A 22600-nucleotide genomic window follows, 5' to 3' on the forward strand; every position below is an offset into this window, starting at 1 on the left:
TTATTATTTTATCTTATTATATTTTTTTGTTATAATCTTAGCGTTTATGAAAGGAAATAATATGAAATTTAAGGAAGAAAAACTTGTAAAATTGGGTCAAGGTAAATGAATAGTATCCATAGTTGGTGAGGAATGAACTAAATTTTATAATAGAGGCAAAGCACAAGCTATATCTAATTTAGAGATAAAAGGTTTTAGAAAAGGCAAAGTACCAAAAGAATTGCAAGAAAAATCATTGAGTTCTACAAAAATATTGACTAATGCATATGCAGCAGCAGTTGAAAGTGCATGAAATTTTGCAAAAGAACAGAAACACGGAATTGAACCTTGATCATCTCCAGCTTCAATGCCAAAAAAATTATCAGAAAGTGAAATGGAAGTTGAATTTGTATTTGATTTGCGCCCTGAAATCAAAATTGGTAATTATAAAGATATAACAGGTCCCAAAAAAGAAAAATTAACAGCATCTGCGCAAGAAATAAATGATGAAATTAAACAATATCAAAAACGTTTTGCAATGGAAAAAACAAAAGATGATAAGGATGCATTAATTGAAAAAGGTAATGTAGTAGTATTTGATTTTGAAGGATTTAAAGATGATAAACCTTTTAATGGTGGTAAAGGTGAAAATTATTTATTAGAAATAGGTTCAAATCAATTCATACCTGGTTTTGAAGATGGAATGATTGGTATGAAATTAGGAAAAAATAAATTAAATATATCATTTCCTGAGGATTATCAAGTTAAAGAATTGGCTGGAATGCCTACTGTTTTTAAATTGGATATTAAAGAAATTAAAGAACGTACACTTCCAGAATTAGATGATACTTTGATGAAAGATTTAAACATTAAATCGGTTTCAACAGTAGCTGATCTTAAAAAATATGTGAAAAAATTAATTGAAGACAAAAAAAGTACAGAATTAAAAAATATTTTTGTTAATCAAGTAATAGATGAAATAATCAAAAATTCTACAATTGAAATACCAAAAGGGGCAATTGACAGAGAAACTGCCAATATGAGACAGGATTTTGAAAACCAAGTAATTGCACAAAAATTAACAATAAAAGATTATAAGAAAAAAACTGGTTTGACAGATGAAGATATCAATAAAGAAATATTTGGTGATGCAAAACGCCGCTTAGAATCATATTTAATTACAGATGAAGTTCGTAAGCAAGAAAAACTAGAAGCAACAGATGATGAAATAAAAACAAAATATGATGAATTATCTAAACAATTTGGTATGGATGTAGAACAAATTACTGAATTATTGCCACATGAAAAAATTGCACAAGAAATTATTTCAAACAAAATTATTAATTTTTTATATGAAAATAATGGCTAGGCCATTTTTTTATTATAAAACTAATTTCATAAGCTAATTTATTTTTATAAATTAGCACTTACCTATTGTAAGTGCTAAAAAATATGGTATTATATATTTGTACCTAGGAAAGGAAACAAATTATGAGTGAAAAAATGAAATTACCAGTTTTGGTAACCCGTGGATCTTTTATTTATCCAACATTTACACAAGTTTTGGAAATAGGGAGAGATAAATCTACTTTAGCAGTTAGAGCAGCTTTAAAAGATAATAATGGTCAAATTCTTGTTGTATCACAAATTAAACCATTAGAAGATGAACCAAACTTAGAAGATATTTATAAATTTGGTGTTTTAGCTAATGTTTCTATTAAACGTGAATGAAAAGATGGCACTATAACTGTTGAAATTAAAGCAACAGAAAGAGCAACTGTTGAAAACATCAGTTTAGACAAATTTTATACAGCTGAAACTAAATTAATTAAAGCAACTAAAAATACAGAAAATTTAGATAAAATTGTTAATACTTTAAAAGTGATGATTAGTAATCAAGGTGATTTACCAAGTGAAGTTGGTGATATGATTAATGATAAAATTGGTACACCAGATGAAATCGTTGATACTGTAGCTCATTTCATGCCATATATGCCTGTAGAAAAAAAACAACAATTATTGGAAGAAACAAATCCAGTAAAACGTTTAGATATGATTTCAGACTATTTGGATGAGAAAAAACAATCAGCAGACATAGAATCAACAATCTCAAAAAAAATAAAAAATAGAGTTGATGAACAACAACGAGAATATTATTTAAGAGAAAAATTGAAAGCCATTAAAGAAGAACTAGGCGAAATAGATGGTGATACAAACGAAATGAAGAAATATCGCACTCGCTTGGAAAATGAACCATTCCCAGCTAATGTTAAGGAAAGAGTTTTACAAGAAATAGATCATTACGAAGGATTACCAGCTTCATCATCAGAGGCAAATATAATTAGAACCTATATTGATTGAATGATGCAAATTCCATGATGAGAATCATCAGATGATAAAACAGATTTAAAATTCTCACAAGAAATTCTAGATAAATATCATTATGGATTAAAAAAAGTTAAAGAAAGAATTATTGAGTATCTTGCAGTAAAACAAAGGACAAATTCCGTTAAAGGACAAATTATTACGTTAGTAGGTCCTCCGGGTGTTGGAAAGACTTCACTTGCAAAATCCATTGCAGAAGCAATGGGAAGAAATTTTGTTAAAGTTTCATTAGGTGGAGTTAAAGATGAATCAGAAATTCGTGGTCATCGTAAAACATATATCGGTGCAATGCCAGGAAGAATTATTCAAGGTATGAAACGTGCAAAAACGAAAAATCCAGTATTTTTACTAGATGAAATAGATAAAATGGCTTCAGATTATAGAGGGGATCCATCTTCTGCAATGCTTGAGGTTTTAGACCCAGAACAAAATAACGCTTTTTCAGATCATTATATTGAAGAAAGTTATGATTTGTCAGATGTAGTATTTATTGCAACAGCAAATTATCCAGAAAATATTCCAGAAGCATTATACGATCGTATGGAAATAATAGAATTATCATCATATACTGAAATTGAAAAATTAAAAATAGCAAAAGATTATCTGATTAAAAAAGTTTTGGAAGCAAATGCTGTTTCACCAGAAGAAGTTAAATTTACAGATGATGGCTTATCAGAAATAATTAAATTTTATACAAGAGAAGCTGGTGTTCGTCAATTAGAACGCATGATAGCATCTATTACTAGAAAATTTGTAGTTAAATTATTGAATAATGAAATTACAACATTAGAAGTAACACCTGAAGTTGTTAATGCATATTTAGGAAAAAGAATCTTTGATTTCACAAGTAAAGAACGCAAACCTCAAGTAGGTGTTGTAACAGGACTTGCATATACACAATTTGGTGGAGATATTTTGCCAATAGAAGTAAATCACTTTCCAGGTAAAGGTCAATTAATTTTGACAGGTAAATTAGGTGATGTTATGAAAGAATCAGCATCAACAGCATTTGATTATATAAAATCAAATTATAAACAATTTGGCATTCCAAAAGAAGTCTTTGAAGAAAATGATATACACGTTCACGTGCCAGAGGGTGCAGTGCCAAAAGATGGTCCATCAGCAGGGGTCACATTAACTACTGCAATTATTTCTACATTGACAAATAAACCAGTATCACAAGATATAGGAATGACTGGAGAAATTACATTGCGTGGTGTTATTTTACCAATTGGTGGATTAAGAGAAAAATCAATTTCAGCACATCGTTCTGGATTGAAAAAAATTTTAGTCCCAATTAAAAATTTAAAAGATTTAGACGATATTCCAGAAGAAGTTAAATCAGAATTAGAAATTAAAGGTATGGAAAGATATGAACAAGTTTTTGAAGAAGTTTTTGGTGAAAAACCTTCAGAACCAATTCGTGAATTACCATTATCAAGTAAAAAAAATATAGAATCATCAATTACAAGCGCAAATTAACAAAAACTACCTAAATATTTAGGTAGTTTTTGTTTTTAAATTATAATAATTATTGAGGTGTTGATATGCAAAGATTATTGAGCAATGTTTTAAGACCAAAATCAATTTGTGATATAATAGGTCAAAAGCAAATTTTGGATGATGACAACGGTATTATCAAAAAAATGATAAAAAATAATTTTGCTTCATCGTTATTATTTTTTGGTCCTCCAGGAACAGGTAAAACAACAATTGCTTTGGCGTTAGCTCATGATTTAAATATAGAATATGCAGAATTTAATGCAGCAATTGATAAAAAAGAAAAATTAACAAAAATTTTAACTAATGCTGTTGATTTCGATCGTTATATAATTATTGTTGATGAAATTCACAGAATGAACAAAGATAAACAAAATATACTTTTAAAATATTTAGAATTAGATAATATATTTATGTTTGCAACCACAACGGAAAATCCTTTTTTTACTGTAAATCCTGCAATCAGATCTCGTTGCACTATTCTTGAACTTTTACCTTTAAAAACTCAAGATATTAAAGAACTAATTACTAAATTGACAATTAAATATCATAATGAATTAAATGTCGATTTAGAAACAATAAACTACTTAGCTGAAATTTCAAATGGTGATTTAAGAAGCGCGATTAAAAAAATAGAACTACTTCTAAATTTGTATTCAAACCAAAAAATAGATTTAAATTTTATGAAAAAAACATTTCCTTTTGCAATGGTTTCTGGAACAGTAAATTCTGACGAATTTCATGACCTTAAATCAGCATTGCAAAAATCTGTACGTGGTTCTGATGTCAATGCAAGTTTGCATTATTTTTCTAGATTACTCGTAATTGGAGATTATGAAACATTAATGCGAAGAATGCTAATAATGGCATATGAAGATATAGGCATGGCAAATCCAGCAATTCCTGCTAGAGTTGTTCAAGCTACAAACGCTTTTAGAGTAATTGGTATGCCAGAAGGAATAATTCCACTTGGTTTAGCAATAGTTGAAATGGCAACATCTCCTAAATCAAATTCAGCTGTACTCGCCACAGAAAGAGCATACAATGACGTAATGACTGGTGATGTTTATAAAATGCCAAAATATCTTCAAGATAATCATTATAAATCTGCAGTTAAAATTAATCGAGGAATAAATTACAAATACCCACATGATTTTAATGGTTGAGTAGATCAGCAATATTTACCAGATGAAATAAAAAATGTTCAATATTATAAAAATAAATCTAATCAATATGAATTAAAAGTAAAAGAGATTTTTGAAAAATTTAAGCAAAATGCTATAGAACAAAATATGAAAATAAAATAACGTCTATTAATTTCATACGGAGGCAAAATGAAAACATTATATAAAATTAAAGAAGAATTAGGAAACAACGGCTGAAACTGACCACCAAAAGATGAACAAATATCTAATAATGTTTGACATAAAATGGAACAGTATTTTAATGATAATGAAGAAGTTAAATCATTGATGTGAGCTTGATTTTCAAGAGAAGAAATTCCATTAATTGGTATTGTTGCAATAACTAATTTGAGAACTTTCACAATTGAAATCAGATCAGATAATGATAAGGCTAATTTGCGTTATGTTCCAGTAGACAACTATAAAGTTGATAAAGTGCAATTTCAAGCACCAAAATCTGAGAATGGTTTTACTTATGTGCAAATTTTAAACGATACATTTGGTAATGGAATAACTTTTAAAACGACATCTTTAGCTATGGCTAGGCATTTCGTTAATACACTAAAAGGCGTGATTTCGGGTGATATTGAAGAATTAGAACCAAGCGATGAACCAATATTATCAGAAAATGAAAAAAAATTTGATTCAAAAACAAAACCTTTAGAAAACAAAATTAAACAAAAACCAAAATCTTTAAATGAAGATGACAAAAAACTTTTAGATCAATCAAATTGAAAAAAAGTTAGTGACAATCCAAAAAATCAAATTGTTAAAATTAAAAAAGTAGAATTTAATAAGTCAAGTAAAAAAGAAAAAATTAACAAATATGGATCAAAAGCAAAATCATTTGTTTGATTATTATGATTCCTGATTCCTATTTTTTTAATAACTGGTTCAATATTGATAATGTATTTTTTATTTTAAGATTTAATAATCTTATTTTGTTCTTATGATATCACCAATTCTTAAATCGAATCTTTTTAGTATGCCCGTAGGAAAAATATAGAAAAAATTAAAACCAGTATAATGTTTTGTAAATTTTTGTGGAAGAAATTTTGTATATGTTGAGACAATTTCGTTTTTTTGGTTGCAAACAATTACATCTATTGGTTCAATAAAGCCCAAAGTATTAAAACCATTAATATTTCTAATTACATATGCAATATTTTCCTTTGAAATATGTTTAAAAATTAAATTCTCATATTTTTGCTTAAAAGTCTTTAAATGATATATTGTAAAATCTTTTGGTGAATCATTGATAAATAATTGCTTTTCAATGTAATTTTTATCTTGATTATTTAATTTTTCTTTCTTTTTAGTAATTAACTTATTTAATTGAAATATTCTTTTGATAAAAGACATAAATAAAACCCTCTTTTTTTGATAATACCATTATTTAAATGATAAAATAAACATTAGGATGTGATTATATGAGTAAAACAAAAATTGCTATTTTCTTAGCAACAGGATTTGAAGAAATAGAGGCAATATCATCAATAGATGTTCTACGTAGAGCAGAATTTGATGTACAAATTATATCTGTGACTGATAATTTGACTGTTAAAGGAAATCATAATATTCAAGTTGTTGCCGATAAACTAATAAATGAAGTAGACTTAAGTAGTTTTGATGGCTTGGTTTTACCCGGAGGTCAACCTGGAGTGTCAAATTTAATGGAAGTTTCATTACTTCGTGATGCATTGATAAAACAAGCTGGTGAAAATAAATTAATAGCTGCAATATGTGCAGCTCCACAAATGCTTGGAATGCTAGGCTTGGCTGATGGTAAAGAAGTGACTCATTATCCTGGTGCAATTGAATATTTAGATAAAGCAATAAAAAAACCACAAATGGCAGCAGTTGAAGATGGTAAAATTATTACTGGTTCATCTCCTGGAGGAGCAATTCAATTTGCTTTACAAATTGTAGATCACTTTACAGATACACAAAATATGTTGAGAATTCATGAATTACTTGTTATGAATTATTAGTTATCTTTAATTTGAAATATGTCATTTGGGCATATTTTTTATTTGGAGATTAATTATGAAAACTAATTTTAAACAAACTTCTGATTCTAATTGTGGAATTTCTGTTATTACAACAGCTATAAATCATTTAACATCAAGAAATTTTTCACTTAATGATATTATTATAGATAATGAATTAAGTGATCATTGATTTTCTTTTGAAGAAATAAAAGAAATAGTTGAAAGATATGATATCTATACTGTGGGTTATAAATCAAATTTTAGAGAAATAATAGATTGGAATAAAAATAATGGCTACATTTTGCTACCACAAATGAAGTCGGTCAATCCCATTATGTATATATATTTGAAAAAAATAAATTTACAAAAGAATTTGAAGTTGCAGATCCGGCAAATAAATTCATTGTTTGAATGCTAGAAAACAAATTAGAAGCTATGTATGCTGGAAGAGTGTTAATTTTGAAGAAAAAACACAAGGTATATACAAGAAAATCTCCAAGAGATTATTTTAAAAAATATAAACCATGAGGCAGTTTGTTAAAGACAAAAAAGTTTTATCTTTTAATTACATTCATATTGCAAATTATGCTTAATGTTACATTATTATTTTTAAATGATTTTGTAAGATGCTTCATGAATAATGTATCTATATTATTTATGGATAATTTGAAGTCAATTTTTATTGGTTTTTCGATAATATATTTCATTCACATTATTTTAAACGGTATAATACAATTGATTTTGAAAAGTATTTCTAATGTAATTTATAGAGATGCAATAAAAATTTTTTTAAATTGATTTACAAATATTTCAAATGAGGAATACGATAAAATTTCTTATGACTTATGACTTATGACTTATGACTTATGACTTATGACTTATGAATTCAAAAAATTGCGCAAATCAAAAAAATTATTTCATTTGAAATATTTGTAATAATAAAAATTCCAAATGATTTTATATTTTCCATTTTAACATTTGTTGTATTTGCAAAATTAAAAATGGAAATCGCGCTATTTGCATTTTGTGAAATATTTTTAATATCATTATTATTTGAAATTAAAATAAAAAATAATATAAAATTGCTAGAATATGATCAAAAAAAAATTTAATATAAAAATGCAAGATTTAGTATATGGGCAAAAATTTGTGAGAGCAAAAAAACATCAACAAATTATGAATAAACAAATTATGAGAGAATTTGATTCAATAGAATCTGGTAATTTAAATATTTCAAAAAAATATTATTTCGAAATGTTATAAGTTCTATTATTCACAGAATAATGTTTTTGGTTGTTTTTATAATGTCATCATTATGAATTGCAAAAAATGAAATATTGATTTCTGACTTAATTTATTTTTCATTATTGGGAAATTATATTGTTAATTTAAGTGATGACATTAAAGAAATTATTATGTCAAAAATAGAAATTAATATATATTTAAATGAATTAACAATTATGTTTAATCAAAAAAAAGAAATTATAAAGAATAATGATAAAAAATTTTCAGTCTCAGAATTTTAAATGTTCGTAAATGAATTAATAACGTTGAAATATTAAAAATGAATTCAAAAAATATAACAAAAAATACATTTGTCTTTGGTATGAATGTAATTGGAAAATCTACAATGTTACAAATTATTGCAGGTCTATATAATAACTATGAGGGTAATATTGCTATTAATAATGACTTAGTCACAAATTTATCAAATGAAAGCATAATTTATTTAGATCAATTTGATTATTTGTATGCAGGTAAAGTTATTGATAATTTTATGGATGCAAATTCAACTTTTAATTATAATTATTTTTATGAACACAAACTTGATGAGTTAATGAATATGTATAAATTATCTTTGGAAAGCCCTATAATAAATAATGGATCAAATTTGAGCAAAGGTCAAAGACAAATAATTTCTTTTTTATCACTCTTATTCATTGAAAGAGATATTTATATTATCGATGAATCGTTATCTAATGTTGAAGGCAAATTAAAAACAATGTTATTAAAAATATTACTTGTTGAAAAGAAAAATAAATTGATAATATATTGTGATCATGACATGGAAAATATTAATTTATTTGATGATGTGTGAGAAATTAAATAATGAAAATAAAAAATTGATTTTTATTAATATTTTCATTATTCATTTTATTATTATCTGTTATCGTGTTATTTTTTATTAATGTAGAAAATAATTTATCTGGAGTTATTATTCATATTAATTTAGAAAATCAAGATGTATTATCATTCAAATTTTTAGAGAAAAAAGACATCCATTCTATTAATTTTATTAAACAAATTGTAACTAAATATAATGATAAAACATATATATTTTCAAATGAATTTGAAATTTATGATGAAACTATAGTTATTCGAAAATTCAATCACGAATTAGAAGATGCAACGATGCTATCTGCATTAGCAAATGTAGGAGAAGAAAATATATTACAATATTTGCTTAAAGTTGTTTTTTAATTGTATAATTAACTGCGGAGGAATATATGGGTAATATAAATTTCATTAATAAAACACATAAAAATATGAATATATGAAAAGAAAAATATCGTAGATATTTCAATTTTGCGTGTGAATATTTAAAATTAAAAAATGAAATTACAATATCCATATTATTCGTTACACAAAAATACGCTAAAAAAATAAATGAAAAATATAGAAACAAAGATTATATACCTGATGTTATTTCTTTTCCAACAAATATTCCAGAAGAAATAATGAAAGATATTGCTGAATATGATATTGGTGATATTATGATTTGCAAAGAAGTGGCTGAAGATAAATCAAAAAGATACGGAACAACGCTTGATGACGAAATGGCTTTTTTAATTATTCATGGTCTTTTACATTTACTAGGATATGATCATGAAAATGATTTAGAAGAACAAGAAAAAATGTTTAAATTGCAAAATGAAATATTAAAAAAATGTGGTATAAATTATGAAATAAAATTTGATGAAAAGGATTACTTGATGCATTATGGAGAATAAAAGAGTTAAAAAACTAAAAGGTATCTCTAAAACAAAAAACAAATTTTTAAATGCGTCAAGAGGTATTTATATAGCTTTTAAAGAGGAATCGTCTTTAATTGTCTATTTGATTGCGATTATTTTGGTTATTGCACTTGGTATTTGACTGGTGCTAAGTTATGATCAGTGAGCGCTTTTACTTTTAACTATTGGTGTTGTAATTGGTTTTGAATTTGTCAATACATCAATAGAAAATTTTGTTGATTTATTATCATTTGAATATAATATTAAAGCAAAAAAAATTAAAGATATTGGAGCTGCTGCAAGTATAATAAATGCATTAATATCGGTGGCAATTGGTTTTTTAATTTTGTTGCCACATTTAGTTGAAAAAATACAAGGTTATTTTTAAGGGGAATTATGAAAGAATATTTTGTTAAATTAAATAAATTAAAAGATAATGCGTATTGCCCATATTCAAAATTTAATGTTTCTTGTATAGTTGTTTTACAGGATGGTCAAGAAATAAGTGGCGTAAACGTAGAAAATGCGGCTTTTCCTTCTGGAATGTGTGCAGAACGTACTGCGGTATCGCAAGTTATAACCAAAGGATACAATCCAGATAAAATAAAAGAAATACATTTGTATACAATTTCAGAAAATATCGGTGCACCTTGTGGTCAATGTCGTCAGTTTTTGGTGGAATTTTTGAATCCAAATATACCAATTTACATATATAATAAATATGATTTTAAAATAAAAACAAATATTTCAGAATTATTGCCATTAAGTTTTACTAATTTGAATTAATTTTGTCAAATACAATCAATTAAATGGGGGTTTATATGTCAGTGGGTTTTTCAATCAATACGTTAGTTACTGACGTTCTATCTATATTTGGATTGTTTCTATTGTGATTTGCACCAGCTATTTTTTCGGTTATACATAAAAAAGTTTTACGTCAGCGTTTATTTACAAAAGTTGATGGCAAAAAATTATTTGAGAAATTGAAATTTGATATTAGAATTAATGGCAAATTGGAAGGTATTAACAGAAAACGTCTATTTAGAGATCCGAATTATGCCTTAACAATTTTTAATAAAGCCATGGATTATAATAAGCGCGATTTAATTTGATATTTTAATGAAAATACAGCCAAATATCAAATTGCCAGAAGTATTTCTAACAAATCTGGATTAAACTTTCTTGTGTGATTTATTTTTATTTCTGTTTCTATAATTTCATCGCTTTTAGATGTACCCAGATTTTTCTTTCACGGGAAAATGGAAAGTGATAATGGATTAGGAGCTATAATTTTATTGTTAATTGTTGTAATTTTTTTCACAGTACTTTTAAAATATTTTCAATGATTTAGTGTTAAAAAAACATTAAACGATGATGTTAGGCAAATAAATTTAGCAAAAAAACAATTAGTTTGAAATGATTTCAGATTGATTTATTGATCAGAAATCTCTATTTTAGGTTTCGGTTTCTTTTTAATAATATTAAATCAATTTTTTTAAAAAAGAGGTGTAATAATGGACAATAAAATGTTTGCAAATAGATTAGTTAATTCTTTTATAGGAGACATGTATACGAAAAGATTCATTAAATCTCAAAATGTAAAAATAGTTTCAGAAGGAGACTATATTTATAGAATTAGAACTTTGTGTTATGCAACAATTTTAGTGCCTCTATATTTAATTTTTATTGGCTTATTTATTTATTATAGAGTCGCTTTAAATTTTGATGCTGATTCACTATATAATACAAATCCAACACAAGAAACACTAGATGCAATTGAGATGCAAAAACAGGTAATTTTATTATTTGCCTCTTTTGCTTGTTATCATTTGTTTCTCATTATTTATGTAATGATTGTAATGCTAAATCAAACTATGGGTAAATCTGTAACAATTTTTACAACAATCTTTAATATTTTATTTATTGGTGAATTATTTGAAATTTCTTGTACATTATTTATTCTTGAAAGAATGGGATTGGTTGGTCGAGTAGGCGATATTGATTTTTTACAAGTTTTGCAAAAACAATGAATATGAATATTCGCCTTTTTGATTTCAAATATTTCTTTCATTCCAATATCTGGAATATTTAAAGGTATAAATCAATGACATCGTGAATGAATCCGTATAGATAATTATCGTAAAACAAATGATAAAGAAAATGGTTTCATTTTTAAAACGTGAGTTTCAAAAGGTGAAATTAAAGCAAGAATCACTATTATAACGGTTTCAGTTTTTTCTATAATGTTTTCATCGGGTCTTGAAATTTGTAAATATTTTTTTACATTTAATTTTGATCCTATGATTTATACAATGTTAATTTTTGGAATGTTAATGTATGTAGGCTCATATGTTATTCCATTTAATTTCTTTTCATTAATTTTTTTTGGTGTGATATTTTTATTTTTTACAGCTCTATCTTTTTATGTATTTTATATTTTACAAAATGAAGCATGAAAATCAAATAATTGATTTTATTATTTATATGCAGTAGTTATTTTCTTATGATTTGGTAGTTTTGATGCTACAATTAGATTTTGATGGTCATTGCGAAATAAAAATGAAATTAAAGCAATTGTAATTGACCCATTTAATCAAGAAAATCAATTTGAGGATTATTTAAATAATCAAGAACAGGCAAAAGCAAATTATGAAAATTCAATTTAGAGAGGTAAATTTAAGATGGAAAAAATTAAATCAGGTTTTATTGCGATAATCGGTAGACCAAATGTTGGCAAATCAACGTTATTAAATCAATTATTACAAAAAAAAATATCAATTGTAACACAAAAAGCTCAAACGACAAGAAATAAAATTTTAGGAATATTATCAAATGATGATTATCAAATGATTTTTATGGATACGCCAGGAATTCATACTCCTTTTACTAATTTGGGAAGTTATATGAATAAAATTGCTTACAGTTCTATTTCAAGTGCAGATATTATATTATTTGTTGTTCCTGCAAATGAAAATATTGGTAAAAACGATTTGGCAATTGTTGAGAAGTTAAAAAAAATTAATAAGCCAATAATTTTAGTTATTTCAAAAATTGATGTAGTTAGTTTAGAAAAATTGGAAACAAAAAAACAACAATGATTAGATTTGAATATGAATGTGAAAGATATTGTTGTTATATCTGCTCTAGAAAATTATAATTTGCCTATGTTAAAAAATGTTATTTACAAAAATTTACCTGTAGAAAATAATGGTATAAAATTTTATCCAGATGATATGCTAACAGACCAGCCAGAAAAATTTCTGATTAAAGAAATTGTAAGAGAGCAAATTTTATTGTTGACAGAAGATGAGGTTCCATTTTCAACAGCAGTTTTGGTAGAAGAGTTTGAAGAGACTTCAAAAGAGATGAAAATAAGAGTTTCAATAATTGTTGAACGTAATTCTCAAAAAGCTATTTTAATAGGCAAACACGGCAGTATGATTAGAGAAATAGGGATAAAATCCCGTATGGAAATGGAGAGATTATTTAATACAAAAGTTCATTTGAATACATTTGTTACTTTTGAACCAAAATGAAGACAAAGCCCCAGTTTGATAAAAAAATTGGGTTATGGTAAAGACAGTTATTAATGTCTATCGTTAAAATTTTTGGAATCGTAGTAAATACTCAAAATTTTGATGATCAAGATAAAGTGATAACAATTTACTCTGATAAATATGGCAAAATGGGATTATTAGCAAAAGGAGTTAACAAAATTACAAGTAAAAACAGATTTTCAATTCAATTATTTGCATTTTCTGAATTTGAAATTTTTAAAACAAATCATGTTAATAAATTAAGCAAATTAAAGACAGGCTATTTAATTAAAAACAATTTTGATATTTCTTTAAATTATAATAGTTACGTTTATGCATCAAGTATAATAGGCATAATTTATTATAATTTTAGTCCAGGTGAAAAAAATAAATTGCTTTTTGAACAAACAGTTTTAAGTATTGAAAAATTAGCTGACAGATATTATTCTATATATGTTTATTGTTGATGATTACATAAATGTTTATTTAATTTTGGTATTAATCTAGATTTAAGCTTTTGCCAGAATTGTGGTTTTAAAAAAAATCAATTTAGAAAATTCGATTTTAAAACGAATGGATTACTTTGTATAAATTGTGTAGATAATTATACAAATATAGATTTGGATTTTGTTGCTTTAATTTTAAGTTTGCAAAATAATAAGCATTTGGATCAAGATATAAATTTTTTAATAGATAATATTCTTAAGCTATTGTTATTTCTTTTTAATTTTATAGATGCAAATGTAGGTTTGAAAATAGTGGGTAAAAAAGAAATTTTAAAACAATCTATTTTCTATGACTTAATAAACGAAAACGATCATAAAAAATAACACTTATAATGGGTTGACAATATCGACTCATTCAAATAAATTATAGAATGTGTCGATTAATATCGACCTATTTTTTTGGAGGTAGTATGTCTATAGAAAATATGGATGAATTAATTAATCATTTAAAGAGTCAAGGATTTGTTTTTCAAGGTTCTGAAATTTATGGTGGTCTTGCAAATAGCTGAGATTATGGACCACTTGGTGTTGAAATAAAATCTAAATTGAAATCATTATGATGAAAATATTTTGTTAAAAAAAATGAATTTAATGTAGGATTAGATAGTTCTATTATATTAAATGACAATGTATGAAAATCATCTGGTCACATCGGTAATTTTAATGACCCTTTAATAGACTGTAAAAATTGTAAGGCTAGATACAGAGCAGATAAATTAATCGAAGAAAATCTGCCAAATATCGTCATTAGTGGTTGCACTTTAGAACAATTAAAAGCAATTATTTTGGAAAATAAGATAAATTGTCCAAAATGTGGAAAACTAGATTATACAGATATAAGAAAATTTGAATTAATGTTTAAAACATATCAAGGTGTTATTGCAGATGATAGCAGTGTTGTTCATTTAAGGCCAGAAACTGCTCAAGGAATTTTTATTAATTTTAAAAATGTACAAAGAACAACTAGGAAAAAAATTCCTTTCGGAATTGGCCAAATGGGTAAATCTTTTAGAAATGAAATTACACCAGGTAATTTTATTTTTAGAACAAGAGAATTTGAGCAAATGGAATTAGAATTCTTTTTTAATCCAAATGATAGTAAAGATTGATTTGAATACTGATTAAATAAAGTTATTATTTTTTTAAATGAAGAAATCAACCTCGATTCAAAAAAATATCATATAAGGCATCACGAACGTGAAGAATTATCACATTATTCAAAAAAAACAGTAGATATAGAATTTGATTTTCCATTTGGTAGAGGTGAACTTTGAGGAATTTCTCATCGTGGTGATTTTGATTTAAAAGCCCATCAAAATGGATCTAAACAAAATCTAATGTATTTGGACACAGATACAAATGAAAAATACCTACCGAATGTTATAGAACCATCTGTTGGTGTTGAGAGATTATTATTAGCAATTTTTTCACAATCTTATGTTGAAGAATTATTAGATGATGGAACAAAACGAATTGTATTTAAATTACCAAAAAAATTAGCACCATATCAAATCGCAATCATTCCATTACAAAAACAGCAAAATGATAAGGCATATGAATTATTTAATGAATTATTAACTGATTTTGATGCTGTCTACGACATTACAGGTAACATCGGGAAAAGATACAGAAGACAAGATGCAATTGGAACTCTTTATTGTATTACAATTGATTTTGATTCAGAAGCAGATAAAAAAGTTACCGTTCGTGAAAGAGATACAATGCAGCAAGAAAGAATTTTAATAAGTGAATTAAAAAATTATTTGGAACAGAAATTAAAATAGGATGGTGTTTGAATGGCTAAAATTTCTCAGCAATTAATCGATAAAATTATTAACAGAGCAAATATAGCTGAAGTAATATCTAAATTTATTACAATACAAAAACAGGGATCTAACTATCTTTCTGTTTGCCCATTTCATAGTGATACCAATCCCTCCATGCACATTTCACCAGTAAAAAAGATATATAAATGTTTTGTTTGCGGAAGTGGCGGTAATTCAATTACTTTTATACAGGAATTTAAAAATATGTCATTTTATGATGCCTTAAAATTTTTGACTGAAATGTATAAAATTGAGACAACCGAATTTAACAATATTAGTGTAATTAAAAAATATTCTAATTCAGAAATTGAATATTTCAAAATAAATGAAGATGCGAGTTTATTTTTTAGAGTTATGCTAGACAGTAAAATTGGCGAAGAGGCAAAAAAATATTTATTTGCAAGAGGATTTTCAAATGAACAAATTAATAAATGAAATGTAGGATTTTCATATAAAAATGCTCAAATTTTAGAAAACTTAATTTCCAAAAATCATTTGCAAAAAGATATTGTAGATGTTGGTATAGTTACACTTAAAGATTCAAATATTTATAATTATTTTATGGATAGAATTATATTTCCTATAAAAGATATTGATGAAAATATAATTGGTTTTTCAGGAAGAATTTATAAAGAGCAAAATGATAATTCGCCTAAATATTTAAATACAAGAGAAACGTTAATATTTAAAAAATCAAATTATTTATTTAACGCAAATAATGCAAAACGTTATGCAAAAATAGATAAGTATATTCTTTTGCTCGAAGGGTACATGGATGTAATTGCATTAGATAAGATTGGAATTCATAATGTTGTTGCTTTAATGGGCACTAATTTATCTCAAACTCAATTAAAAATTATAAAATCAATGACAAATGAAGTAAGAATTTTTTTAGATGGTGATAAACCGGGAGTAAAAGCTGCGATAGAAATTGCAAAAAAACTATTACAAGCAAATATAAGTGTCAGCATTGTCAATAATTTAACAGAAAATGATCCAGATGAACTTGTTAGCTTAAATAAGCATGAAGAATTAAAAGAAATAATTAATGATGCTGAACATCCAATAAATTACGCAATGAATTATTATGAAAAAAATATTGATATTAGTGATTTTAAACATCGTGATGAGTATTTAAATAAAATAATTGATATTATCAAATATATTCAGGATGATTTAATTATTGACAGTGTCGTCAATAAATTATCATCTAAACTTACTGTTTCGGCAAATTTAATTTTAAAAAAAATTCAAGAATATAAAATACCATTTGATGCAGATAAAAAAATTACTCCATCTAAAAATGATTATCCAAAAATAATAGACAATAATATTGAAAATAAAAGCAATAATTCAATTGAACAACAGTTTTATAAAACTGTTGAAAATAAAATTTGAATAAATATACCTGCCCATGTATATAGAAAAGCAGAAAATGATGTTGTGTGAAATTTAATTAACAATTCTGATTTTAGTGAATATGTAAATAAAAATCTAGAGAATTTCATTTCCCCAATAAAAAAAAATATATCAAAAATTATTATAGATGCTTACATTAATGGCGAATTAAAATCAAATGATTATGCATCAATATACAAAATAATTGAAAATAATAGCGAAAAATATAAAGAAAATTTGCAAGAAATTCAAAATATACCACTACCAAAAAAATATTCTTCTGAAAAAGGAATGAAAGACGCCTTTTTAAAATTAGAGGAGTATGTTATCAAAAGAGAACGAAATGATTTGGCAAAAAAATTCATTGATTCAAATTCAAATGATAAAAAGAAATCTGTCTTTAGAAGAATTATTTCAAAAGATGAAGAATTTAGAAATCTAAAAAGAAAGTATGAGGATACAAAAAATGGCAATAAATATTAAGAACTACGAAACGTGAGACGAATTTAAAGAAAAATTATTAGCGTATATTATTAAAAATGATAATGAAATATCTCAAGAAGATATAATAGAAGTTGCACAAAAATCTTTTTCAGATATCGAAGAAGATGAACTTGATTCATTAATGCAAGAATTAGTGGCGAATAACGTTATTTTCACTGATGAAGAAATAGAAGAATCAGATTTAGAACAATTAACAGAAGAAGTTGAAGAAGAAACTTTGGCTGATGATTTTAAAGAACGTTCATTAGCGTTGGATTCAGCAAAAAAAAATCAAGTACCAAATTCACAAACTAAATATCGTGTTGGTGGAATTTCAAATGACACTAAAATTCAAGATATTATTAAAGCATACTTTAATCAAATAGGTTCTTCAAAAATTTTAACAAAAGAAGAAGAAGTAATTTATGCAAAAATGATTGAAACTGGTGATGAAGAAGAAAAAAGAGCTGGCCGTGACAAATTAATCACATCAAATTTAAAATTGGTTATTTCTGTTGCGAGAAAACATTTAAATCGTGGTTTAGATTTTGCAGATTTAATTGAAGAGGGAAATATTGGGTTGATTAAAGCAGTTGATAAATTTGATTATAAAAAAGGATTTAAATTTTCAACATATGCAACTTGATGAATACGACAAGCAATAACAAGAGCGATTGCAGATCAAGCAAGAACAATAAGAATACCAGTTCATATGGTTGAAACTATTAATAAATTGACAAGAATAGAAAGACAACTAACGCAAGAATTAGGACGAGAACCATCTCCAAAGGAAATTGCAAAACGTTATGGAGACGGTATTACAACAGCTAAAGTTGTTGAAATTAAAAAACTTTCTGTAGAACCTGTATCTCTTGAAAAACCATTTGGTGATGAAGATGATACACATTTTGGAGATTTTGTGGAAGATAAAGATATTTCATCACCAGATGATTATGCTGAAAAAGAATCATTAAGAGAAGTTATTGATGATTTATTTGCAGAAATTCTTGCACCACGTGAAGAAAAAGTTGTTCGCATGAGATTCGGTATTTTACCCACAAAAATTAGAACTCTTGCAAGATTGGCAGATGAGTGTGATGATGATTTGGCAGATGATTTGCATGATGCAATCTATGAACTTGGACTTCATTTGGATACTCCAATTGAATCTGTTCAATCATTACGTAATGAATCTATTCAATTTCAAATTTCAAAATATGACACACCAAAAACTTTAGAGGATGTTGGGCATGAACTAAAAGTAACACGTGAACGCATTAGACAAATCGAAGCAAAAACAATTAGAAAATTTAAACCAACAGCTGCCAATCCAAAAGCAAAAATATTAAAGGATTTCTTTAAGGGATAATTATTTTGAATATTGTATCATCAAGATTGATTGCAATTGCAAATATGGTAAGTGATGGCGAAAATATTATTGCAGATATTGGATCTGACCACGCTTATCTTGCAATTTATTTGGCAAAGTCAGCTAAAGTTAAAAAAATATTTGCAACAGAATTAAACGATGGGCCATATGAAATAACAAAAACAAATATCAGAAATTTTGGAGTTGCACATATTGTAGAGGCTATAAAAGCAGATGGATTAAAATGAATTGAAGATAAAAAAATTTCCATTTCGAGCGTTATTATTGCTGGAATGGGTACAACAACTATATTAAAAATATTAGAAAATGATAGTAAATTTATTGACTGTTTCATTCTATCGCCTAATACAGATGCTTTTAAAATAAGAAAATGAGTAAAAAATAAAAAATATTTTATAGAAGATGAGAAATTAATTTTAGACAACGAAATTATTTATGAATTAATCAAAGTAAATAAATATGCAGGAAAAAAAATAAAAAATTACAAGGATTTATTTTTTGGGCCAATATTAAGAAAAACAAGTAAAGATAATCGCTTATTTACACAAAAATGAATTCTTGAGGAAGAAAAATATACAAAATTATTAACAACTATTCCAAATGATAATTTGAATTTTAAAAAATATACAAAATTAAAAAAAATAATTGGAAAATATATAAATAAGGAGCTTAAATATGGTAAAGCAAAATAAATTAATTGCGTTTCTAAACGAATTATTTCCACAAAATACAGCAGCGAAATGAGACCAAGTTGGTTTTCAAATTGCCGAATCCTTTAATAATGTTGATATTGATGAAATAAAAAAAATATTAGTAGTTTTGGATTTTAACAGAGAAGCTATGGACTATGCAATTGCAAATGATATAAACTTTATTATTTCGAGACACCCATTTATTTTTAATGATATGAAAACTGAAATGGAATCTCCGGCTAAAAAAACAATTTATTCAATTGCGGCTGAGGCAGGTTTACAAGTTTTTTCTATTCATACAAATTATGATGCATCCTCAAATCAATTTTTAGCTCATTTTATTAAAAACGATTTTGGTGAACTAGAGACATATGAAAAATTTGGTGAAAATAACGAAGGTTCTAAAATCAAATTTAAATCTAATACCAAACTTGTAACGATTATTAATAAATTTTTAGAAAAATTAAAATTAAGCAATTTTCAAACTTCTAAAAATACAGATTTAAATACAGAAGTTAATGAAATTTATTTTTTATCCGGTTCTGGATCATCTGAAATGAGTGGATTGAGTTTAAAAAATACTACATTTGTAACAGGCGAAGCCAAATGAAATGATTTTGTTTACGCTCAAGATAATTTTATTAATTTGATTACACTCGGTCATTACATGGAAAATTATTTTATTTATGATATTAAAAATAAATTACAAAAAGAATTTAAAGATGATTTAATTGTTGAAACATTTGATATTGGTAATCAAGTTATTTATTATTAAAAAATAATTTCAGGTTTTTTTGGAATTTGACAATTTGGATATTGTTCTAAAAAATCAATAACTTGTTTTTGAACTTGGCTTGGAGTTGAAGTTCCGGCCGTTACTGCAACGTTATTAATATTTTCCAAAATACTTAAATTTAATTCGTATAAATCATTTATCCTTATTGTTGGAATATTTTTTGAAATACTTATTTCTTTCAATTTTTTTGTATTATTTGAAATTGAATCACCAATAACAATCATTAAATCAATTTTATTGCTATCTAAATTTAAGATAGCTTGTTGTCTTGTTTCGGCCGCATCACATATATCATTTTTAATTTCTATATTTGGAAATTTCAATTTTAGTAATTTATATAAGTTTTTTGTTTCTAAAATTGATAATGTCGTTTGGTTTGTAGCAAATATTTTTTTGGTCTGATCAATTTTTAAATTCATAATGTCATATGAATTTTGTATTAAGTGCACTGGCTTTTTCTCTTTTGCCATTTCTGCTCTTACTTGTCTTTTTAATTGATTAAAAAATGCTGAATCTATTTTTTGTTTTTGATTACTAACTTTGAAATTTATATTTTCACATCCAAGTGAAGTTAATGCAATAGTTTCTGGGTGATTTTTTACACCAATAAAAATAACTTCATAATTTTGGTTGAGTTTTTCCAAAATAAGCTTTTCTGTTATAGTTACAAATTCACACACTGTATTAACGACTGTGATATTTTTGTTCTCACATATTTTTATAACTTCTGGTGCAGTTCCGTGTGCAGAAAAAATGACAACAGAATTATTTGGTAACATTGAAACAATTTCATTTCTAGATTTATTAAATTCCTCAATTATAGTTACGTTTAATTTTTTAAAAGCATTTACAATATATTTATTATGAACTAAATTTCCAATCATATAGACATCTTTATTTTCATAATTGAATTTCTTGATTGCTGTTTTGGCCATTTGTATTGCTTTTATTACACCAATACAGTATCCACGTGGAACAATTTTTATCACATTCATATTTATCACACCTATATTCAAATATATTTTACATCGCAATAAAATGTTTTATAATAAAATAAGTAATTAGTTAGGAGATTTTTATGAGTTTAATGAATAAATTTTTTGCTAATTTAAAATTAAATAGACAACTTTGAAAAATCTTTTGAATTGGTTTTACAATGATTTGCATGTTTATTTTTATGACAATTGCTTATCTTGCTGCTGGTTTAGTACCAAATAATGCATTATCCGGATTTCAAGTCTTTGTAAAAGGTGTTCAAAATCTTTATGTACCGAATAATGCCGGCACTGCAGCAACAGCTTTAATAAGAGCAGGAAGTATTTTGGGATATACGCCAATGTGTATTTTGATAACTCCATTTGTGATATTGATAATTTATTATATAATTGATGAAAAAATAATTAATAAATTTCCAAATGTCGTAAGATGAAAATTTTGATCAAGATATTTTTCATTCATGTTTATTGCCGCTGTGTTATTAATAATTGGGTTTATTTTGTACGCATTTTCTTTTAATGGAATGAATTGATTAAATATTATAGTAAATGCATCCTCAATTACAAATGATAATTTTTCAAATCATGTATCAGGAACTGGCAGTATTTGTATTATTATTGCAACTTTCATAGGTTTGATTTGGTTTATTTGAACGTTAGGTATCTTGATGATTTGAATTATTGAACAAATATCAAAATTATTAGCAAATTGAAGAGAAAAACGCCTTGTTAAAAAAATGCAAAAAAAAGAAATGAGATTAAATAAGAAAGCCTTAATGTATGAAGAAAAACAAAAAAAGATAAAGAATAATAAATAGTTAACTATTTTTTGGAGAGTTGACAGAGTGGCCGAATGTGGCGGTCTCGAAAACCGTTGTCTGTAACAGGACCCAGGGTTCGAATCCCTGATTCTCCGCCAGAATAA

The 22600-nt window shown here is 25.7% G+C and carries 26 protein-coding genes and 1 tRNA gene; 25 read left to right on the forward strand and 2 right to left on the reverse strand.

What is annotated here, in order from left to right:
• Nucleotides 1-61 precede the first annotated feature (61 nt).
• The 4 genes from tig to AACK85_RS02055 all read left to right on the forward strand — a co-directional run bounded on the left by tig (nt 62) and on the right by AACK85_RS02055 (nt 5972).
• Nucleotides 62-1348: a trigger factor gene (gene tig, locus AACK85_RS02040; RefSeq protein WP_338970673.1), complete on the forward strand. Its 1287-nt coding sequence runs from the start codon at nt 62-64 to the stop codon at nt 1346-1348.
• A gap of 122 nt (nt 1349-1470) precedes the next feature.
• Entirely contained in the window at nt 1471-3846 is a 2376-nt protein-coding gene (gene lon, locus AACK85_RS02045) for an endopeptidase La (protein WP_338970675.1), read from the forward strand.
• Nucleotides 3847-3911: 65 nt separating this feature from the next.
• A complete protein-coding gene (locus AACK85_RS02050) occupies nt 3912-5171 on the forward strand; it encodes a replication-associated recombination protein A (protein ID WP_338970678.1) in 1260 nt (419 codons plus the stop codon).
• 27 nt (nt 5172-5198) lie between these two features.
• Nucleotides 5199-5972: a hypothetical protein gene (locus tag AACK85_RS02055; RefSeq protein ID WP_338970679.1), complete on the forward strand. Its 774-nt coding sequence runs from the start codon at nt 5199-5201 to the stop codon at nt 5970-5972.
• A 12-nt stretch (nt 5973-5984) separates the two neighbouring features.
• Here the strand turns inward: AACK85_RS02055 and AACK85_RS02060 are convergent, their stop codons facing one another.
• Nucleotides 5985-6410, reverse strand: a complete 426-nt coding sequence (locus tag AACK85_RS02060; protein WP_338970683.1) for a hypothetical protein — start codon at nt 6408-6410, stop codon at nt 5985-5987.
• A 68-nt stretch (nt 6411-6478) separates the two neighbouring features.
• Here AACK85_RS02060 and AACK85_RS02065 point away from each other — a divergent pair, with 68 nt between their 5' ends.
• The 19 genes from AACK85_RS02065 (at nt 6479) to AACK85_RS02155 (ending at nt 20659) form a co-directional block, all read left to right on the forward strand.
• Nucleotides 6479-7039, forward strand: coding sequence for a DJ-1 family glyoxalase III (locus tag AACK85_RS02065; protein ID WP_338970686.1), 561 nt, complete (start codon nt 6479-6481; stop codon nt 7037-7039).
• Between the two features lie 55 nt (nt 7040-7094).
• Nucleotides 7095-7457: a hypothetical protein gene (locus AACK85_RS02070; protein ID WP_338970688.1), complete on the forward strand. Its 363-nt coding sequence runs from the start codon at nt 7095-7097 to the stop codon at nt 7455-7457.
• A complete protein-coding gene (locus tag AACK85_RS02075) occupies nt 7451-7975 on the forward strand; it encodes a hypothetical protein (protein ID WP_338970691.1) in 525 nt (174 codons plus the stop codon). Before AACK85_RS02070 ends, AACK85_RS02075 begins: the two co-directional genes overlap by 7 nt.
• Nucleotides 7976-8131: 156 nt before the next feature.
• Nucleotides 8132-8302 carry a hypothetical protein gene (locus AACK85_RS02080; RefSeq protein ID WP_338970693.1) on the forward strand — a complete coding sequence of 57 codons (171 nt, stop codon included), beginning with the start codon at nt 8132-8134 and terminating at the stop codon, nt 8300-8302.
• Nucleotides 8303-8343: 41 nt separating this feature from the next.
• Nucleotides 8344-8565: a hypothetical protein gene (locus tag AACK85_RS02085; protein WP_338970696.1), complete on the forward strand. Its 222-nt coding sequence runs from the start codon at nt 8344-8346 to the stop codon at nt 8563-8565.
• Nucleotides 8566-8603: 38 nt separating this feature from the next.
• Nucleotides 8604-9149 (forward strand): ATP-binding cassette domain-containing protein, encoded by a 546-nt coding sequence (locus tag AACK85_RS02090; protein ID WP_338970699.1) that lies wholly within the window; start codon nt 8604-8606, stop codon nt 9147-9149.
• Nucleotides 9149-9520, forward strand: coding sequence for a hypothetical protein (locus tag AACK85_RS02095; protein WP_338970702.1), 372 nt, complete (start codon nt 9149-9151; stop codon nt 9518-9520). The genes AACK85_RS02090 and AACK85_RS02095 overlap by 1 nt, the downstream gene beginning before the upstream one ends.
• 26 nt (nt 9521-9546) lie before the next feature.
• On the forward strand, nt 9547-10050 hold the full coding sequence (gene ybeY, locus AACK85_RS02100; protein WP_338970705.1) for an rRNA maturation RNase YbeY: 504 nt from the start codon (nt 9547-9549) through the stop codon (nt 10048-10050).
• Entirely contained in the window at nt 10040-10441 is a 402-nt protein-coding gene (locus tag AACK85_RS02105; RefSeq protein ID WP_338970707.1) for a diacylglycerol kinase family protein, read from the forward strand. The genes ybeY and AACK85_RS02105 overlap by 11 nt, the downstream gene beginning before the upstream one ends.
• Nucleotides 10442-10449: 8 nt before the next feature.
• The gene (gene cdd, locus AACK85_RS02110) at nt 10450-10839 is read left to right on the forward strand and encodes a cytidine deaminase (protein ID WP_338970710.1); all 390 of its coding nucleotides are present in this window, start codon (nt 10450-10452) and stop codon (nt 10837-10839) included.
• A 35-nt stretch (nt 10840-10874) separates the two neighbouring features.
• Nucleotides 10875-11552, forward strand: a complete 678-nt coding sequence (locus AACK85_RS02115) for a hypothetical protein (RefSeq protein WP_338970712.1) — start codon at nt 10875-10877, stop codon at nt 11550-11552.
• A gap of 15 nt (nt 11553-11567) precedes the next feature.
• Nucleotides 11568-12719: a hypothetical protein gene (locus AACK85_RS02120; protein ID WP_338970715.1), complete on the forward strand. Its 1152-nt coding sequence runs from the start codon at nt 11568-11570 to the stop codon at nt 12717-12719.
• Nucleotides 12720-12734: 15 nt separating this feature from the next.
• Nucleotides 12735-13643: a GTPase Era gene (era, locus tag AACK85_RS02125; RefSeq protein WP_338970718.1), complete on the forward strand. Its 909-nt coding sequence runs from the start codon at nt 12735-12737 to the stop codon at nt 13641-13643.
• A complete protein-coding gene (gene recO / locus AACK85_RS02130) occupies nt 13643-14419 on the forward strand; it encodes a DNA repair protein RecO (RefSeq protein ID WP_338970720.1) in 777 nt (258 codons plus the stop codon). The genes era and recO overlap by 1 nt, the downstream gene beginning before the upstream one ends.
• Before the next feature lie 86 nt (nt 14420-14505).
• On the forward strand, nt 14506-15879 hold the full coding sequence (locus tag AACK85_RS02135; protein ID WP_338970722.1) for a glycine--tRNA ligase: 1374 nt from the start codon (nt 14506-14508) through the stop codon (nt 15877-15879).
• A 12-nt stretch (nt 15880-15891) separates the two neighbouring features.
• Complete coding sequence (dnaG, locus tag AACK85_RS02140; RefSeq protein WP_338970725.1) at nt 15892-17802, forward strand: DNA primase; 1911 nt, start codon at nt 15892-15894, stop codon at nt 17800-17802.
• Complete coding sequence (locus tag AACK85_RS02145) at nt 17771-19171, forward strand: sigma-70 family RNA polymerase sigma factor (RefSeq protein WP_422397539.1); 1401 nt, start codon at nt 17771-17773, stop codon at nt 19169-19171. Before dnaG ends, AACK85_RS02145 begins: the two co-directional genes overlap by 32 nt.
• A gap of 5 nt (nt 19172-19176) precedes the next feature.
• A complete protein-coding gene (locus tag AACK85_RS02150; protein WP_338970731.1) occupies nt 19177-19884 on the forward strand; it encodes a class I SAM-dependent methyltransferase in 708 nt (235 codons plus the stop codon).
• Nucleotides 19868-20659, forward strand: coding sequence for a Nif3-like dinuclear metal center hexameric protein (locus AACK85_RS02155; RefSeq protein ID WP_338970734.1), 792 nt, complete (start codon nt 19868-19870; stop codon nt 20657-20659). Before AACK85_RS02150 ends, AACK85_RS02155 begins: the two co-directional genes overlap by 17 nt.
• On the opposite strand, the gene ispH is transcribed toward AACK85_RS02155, so the two are convergent.
• On the reverse strand, nt 20656-21675 hold the full coding sequence (gene ispH, locus AACK85_RS02160) for a 4-hydroxy-3-methylbut-2-enyl diphosphate reductase (protein ID WP_338970736.1): 1020 nt from the start codon (nt 21673-21675) through the stop codon (nt 20656-20658). The genes AACK85_RS02155 and ispH overlap by 4 nt on opposite strands.
• Nucleotides 21676-21767: 92 nt before the next feature.
• Between ispH and AACK85_RS02165 the strand changes: the two genes are divergently transcribed.
• Both AACK85_RS02165 and AACK85_RS02170 read left to right on the forward strand, forming a co-directional pair.
• Complete coding sequence (locus AACK85_RS02165) at nt 21768-22493, forward strand: hypothetical protein (RefSeq protein WP_338970738.1); 726 nt, start codon at nt 21768-21770, stop codon at nt 22491-22493.
• 13 nt (nt 22494-22506) lie between these two features.
• Nucleotides 22507-22594, forward strand: a tRNA-Ser gene (locus AACK85_RS02170).
• The last annotated feature ends 6 nt before the right edge of the window (nt 22595-22600 follow it).

Source organism: Spiroplasma endosymbiont of Labia minor (assembly GCF_964019845.1).
GTDB lineage: Bacteria > Bacillota_I > Bacilli_A > Mycoplasmatales > Mycoplasmataceae.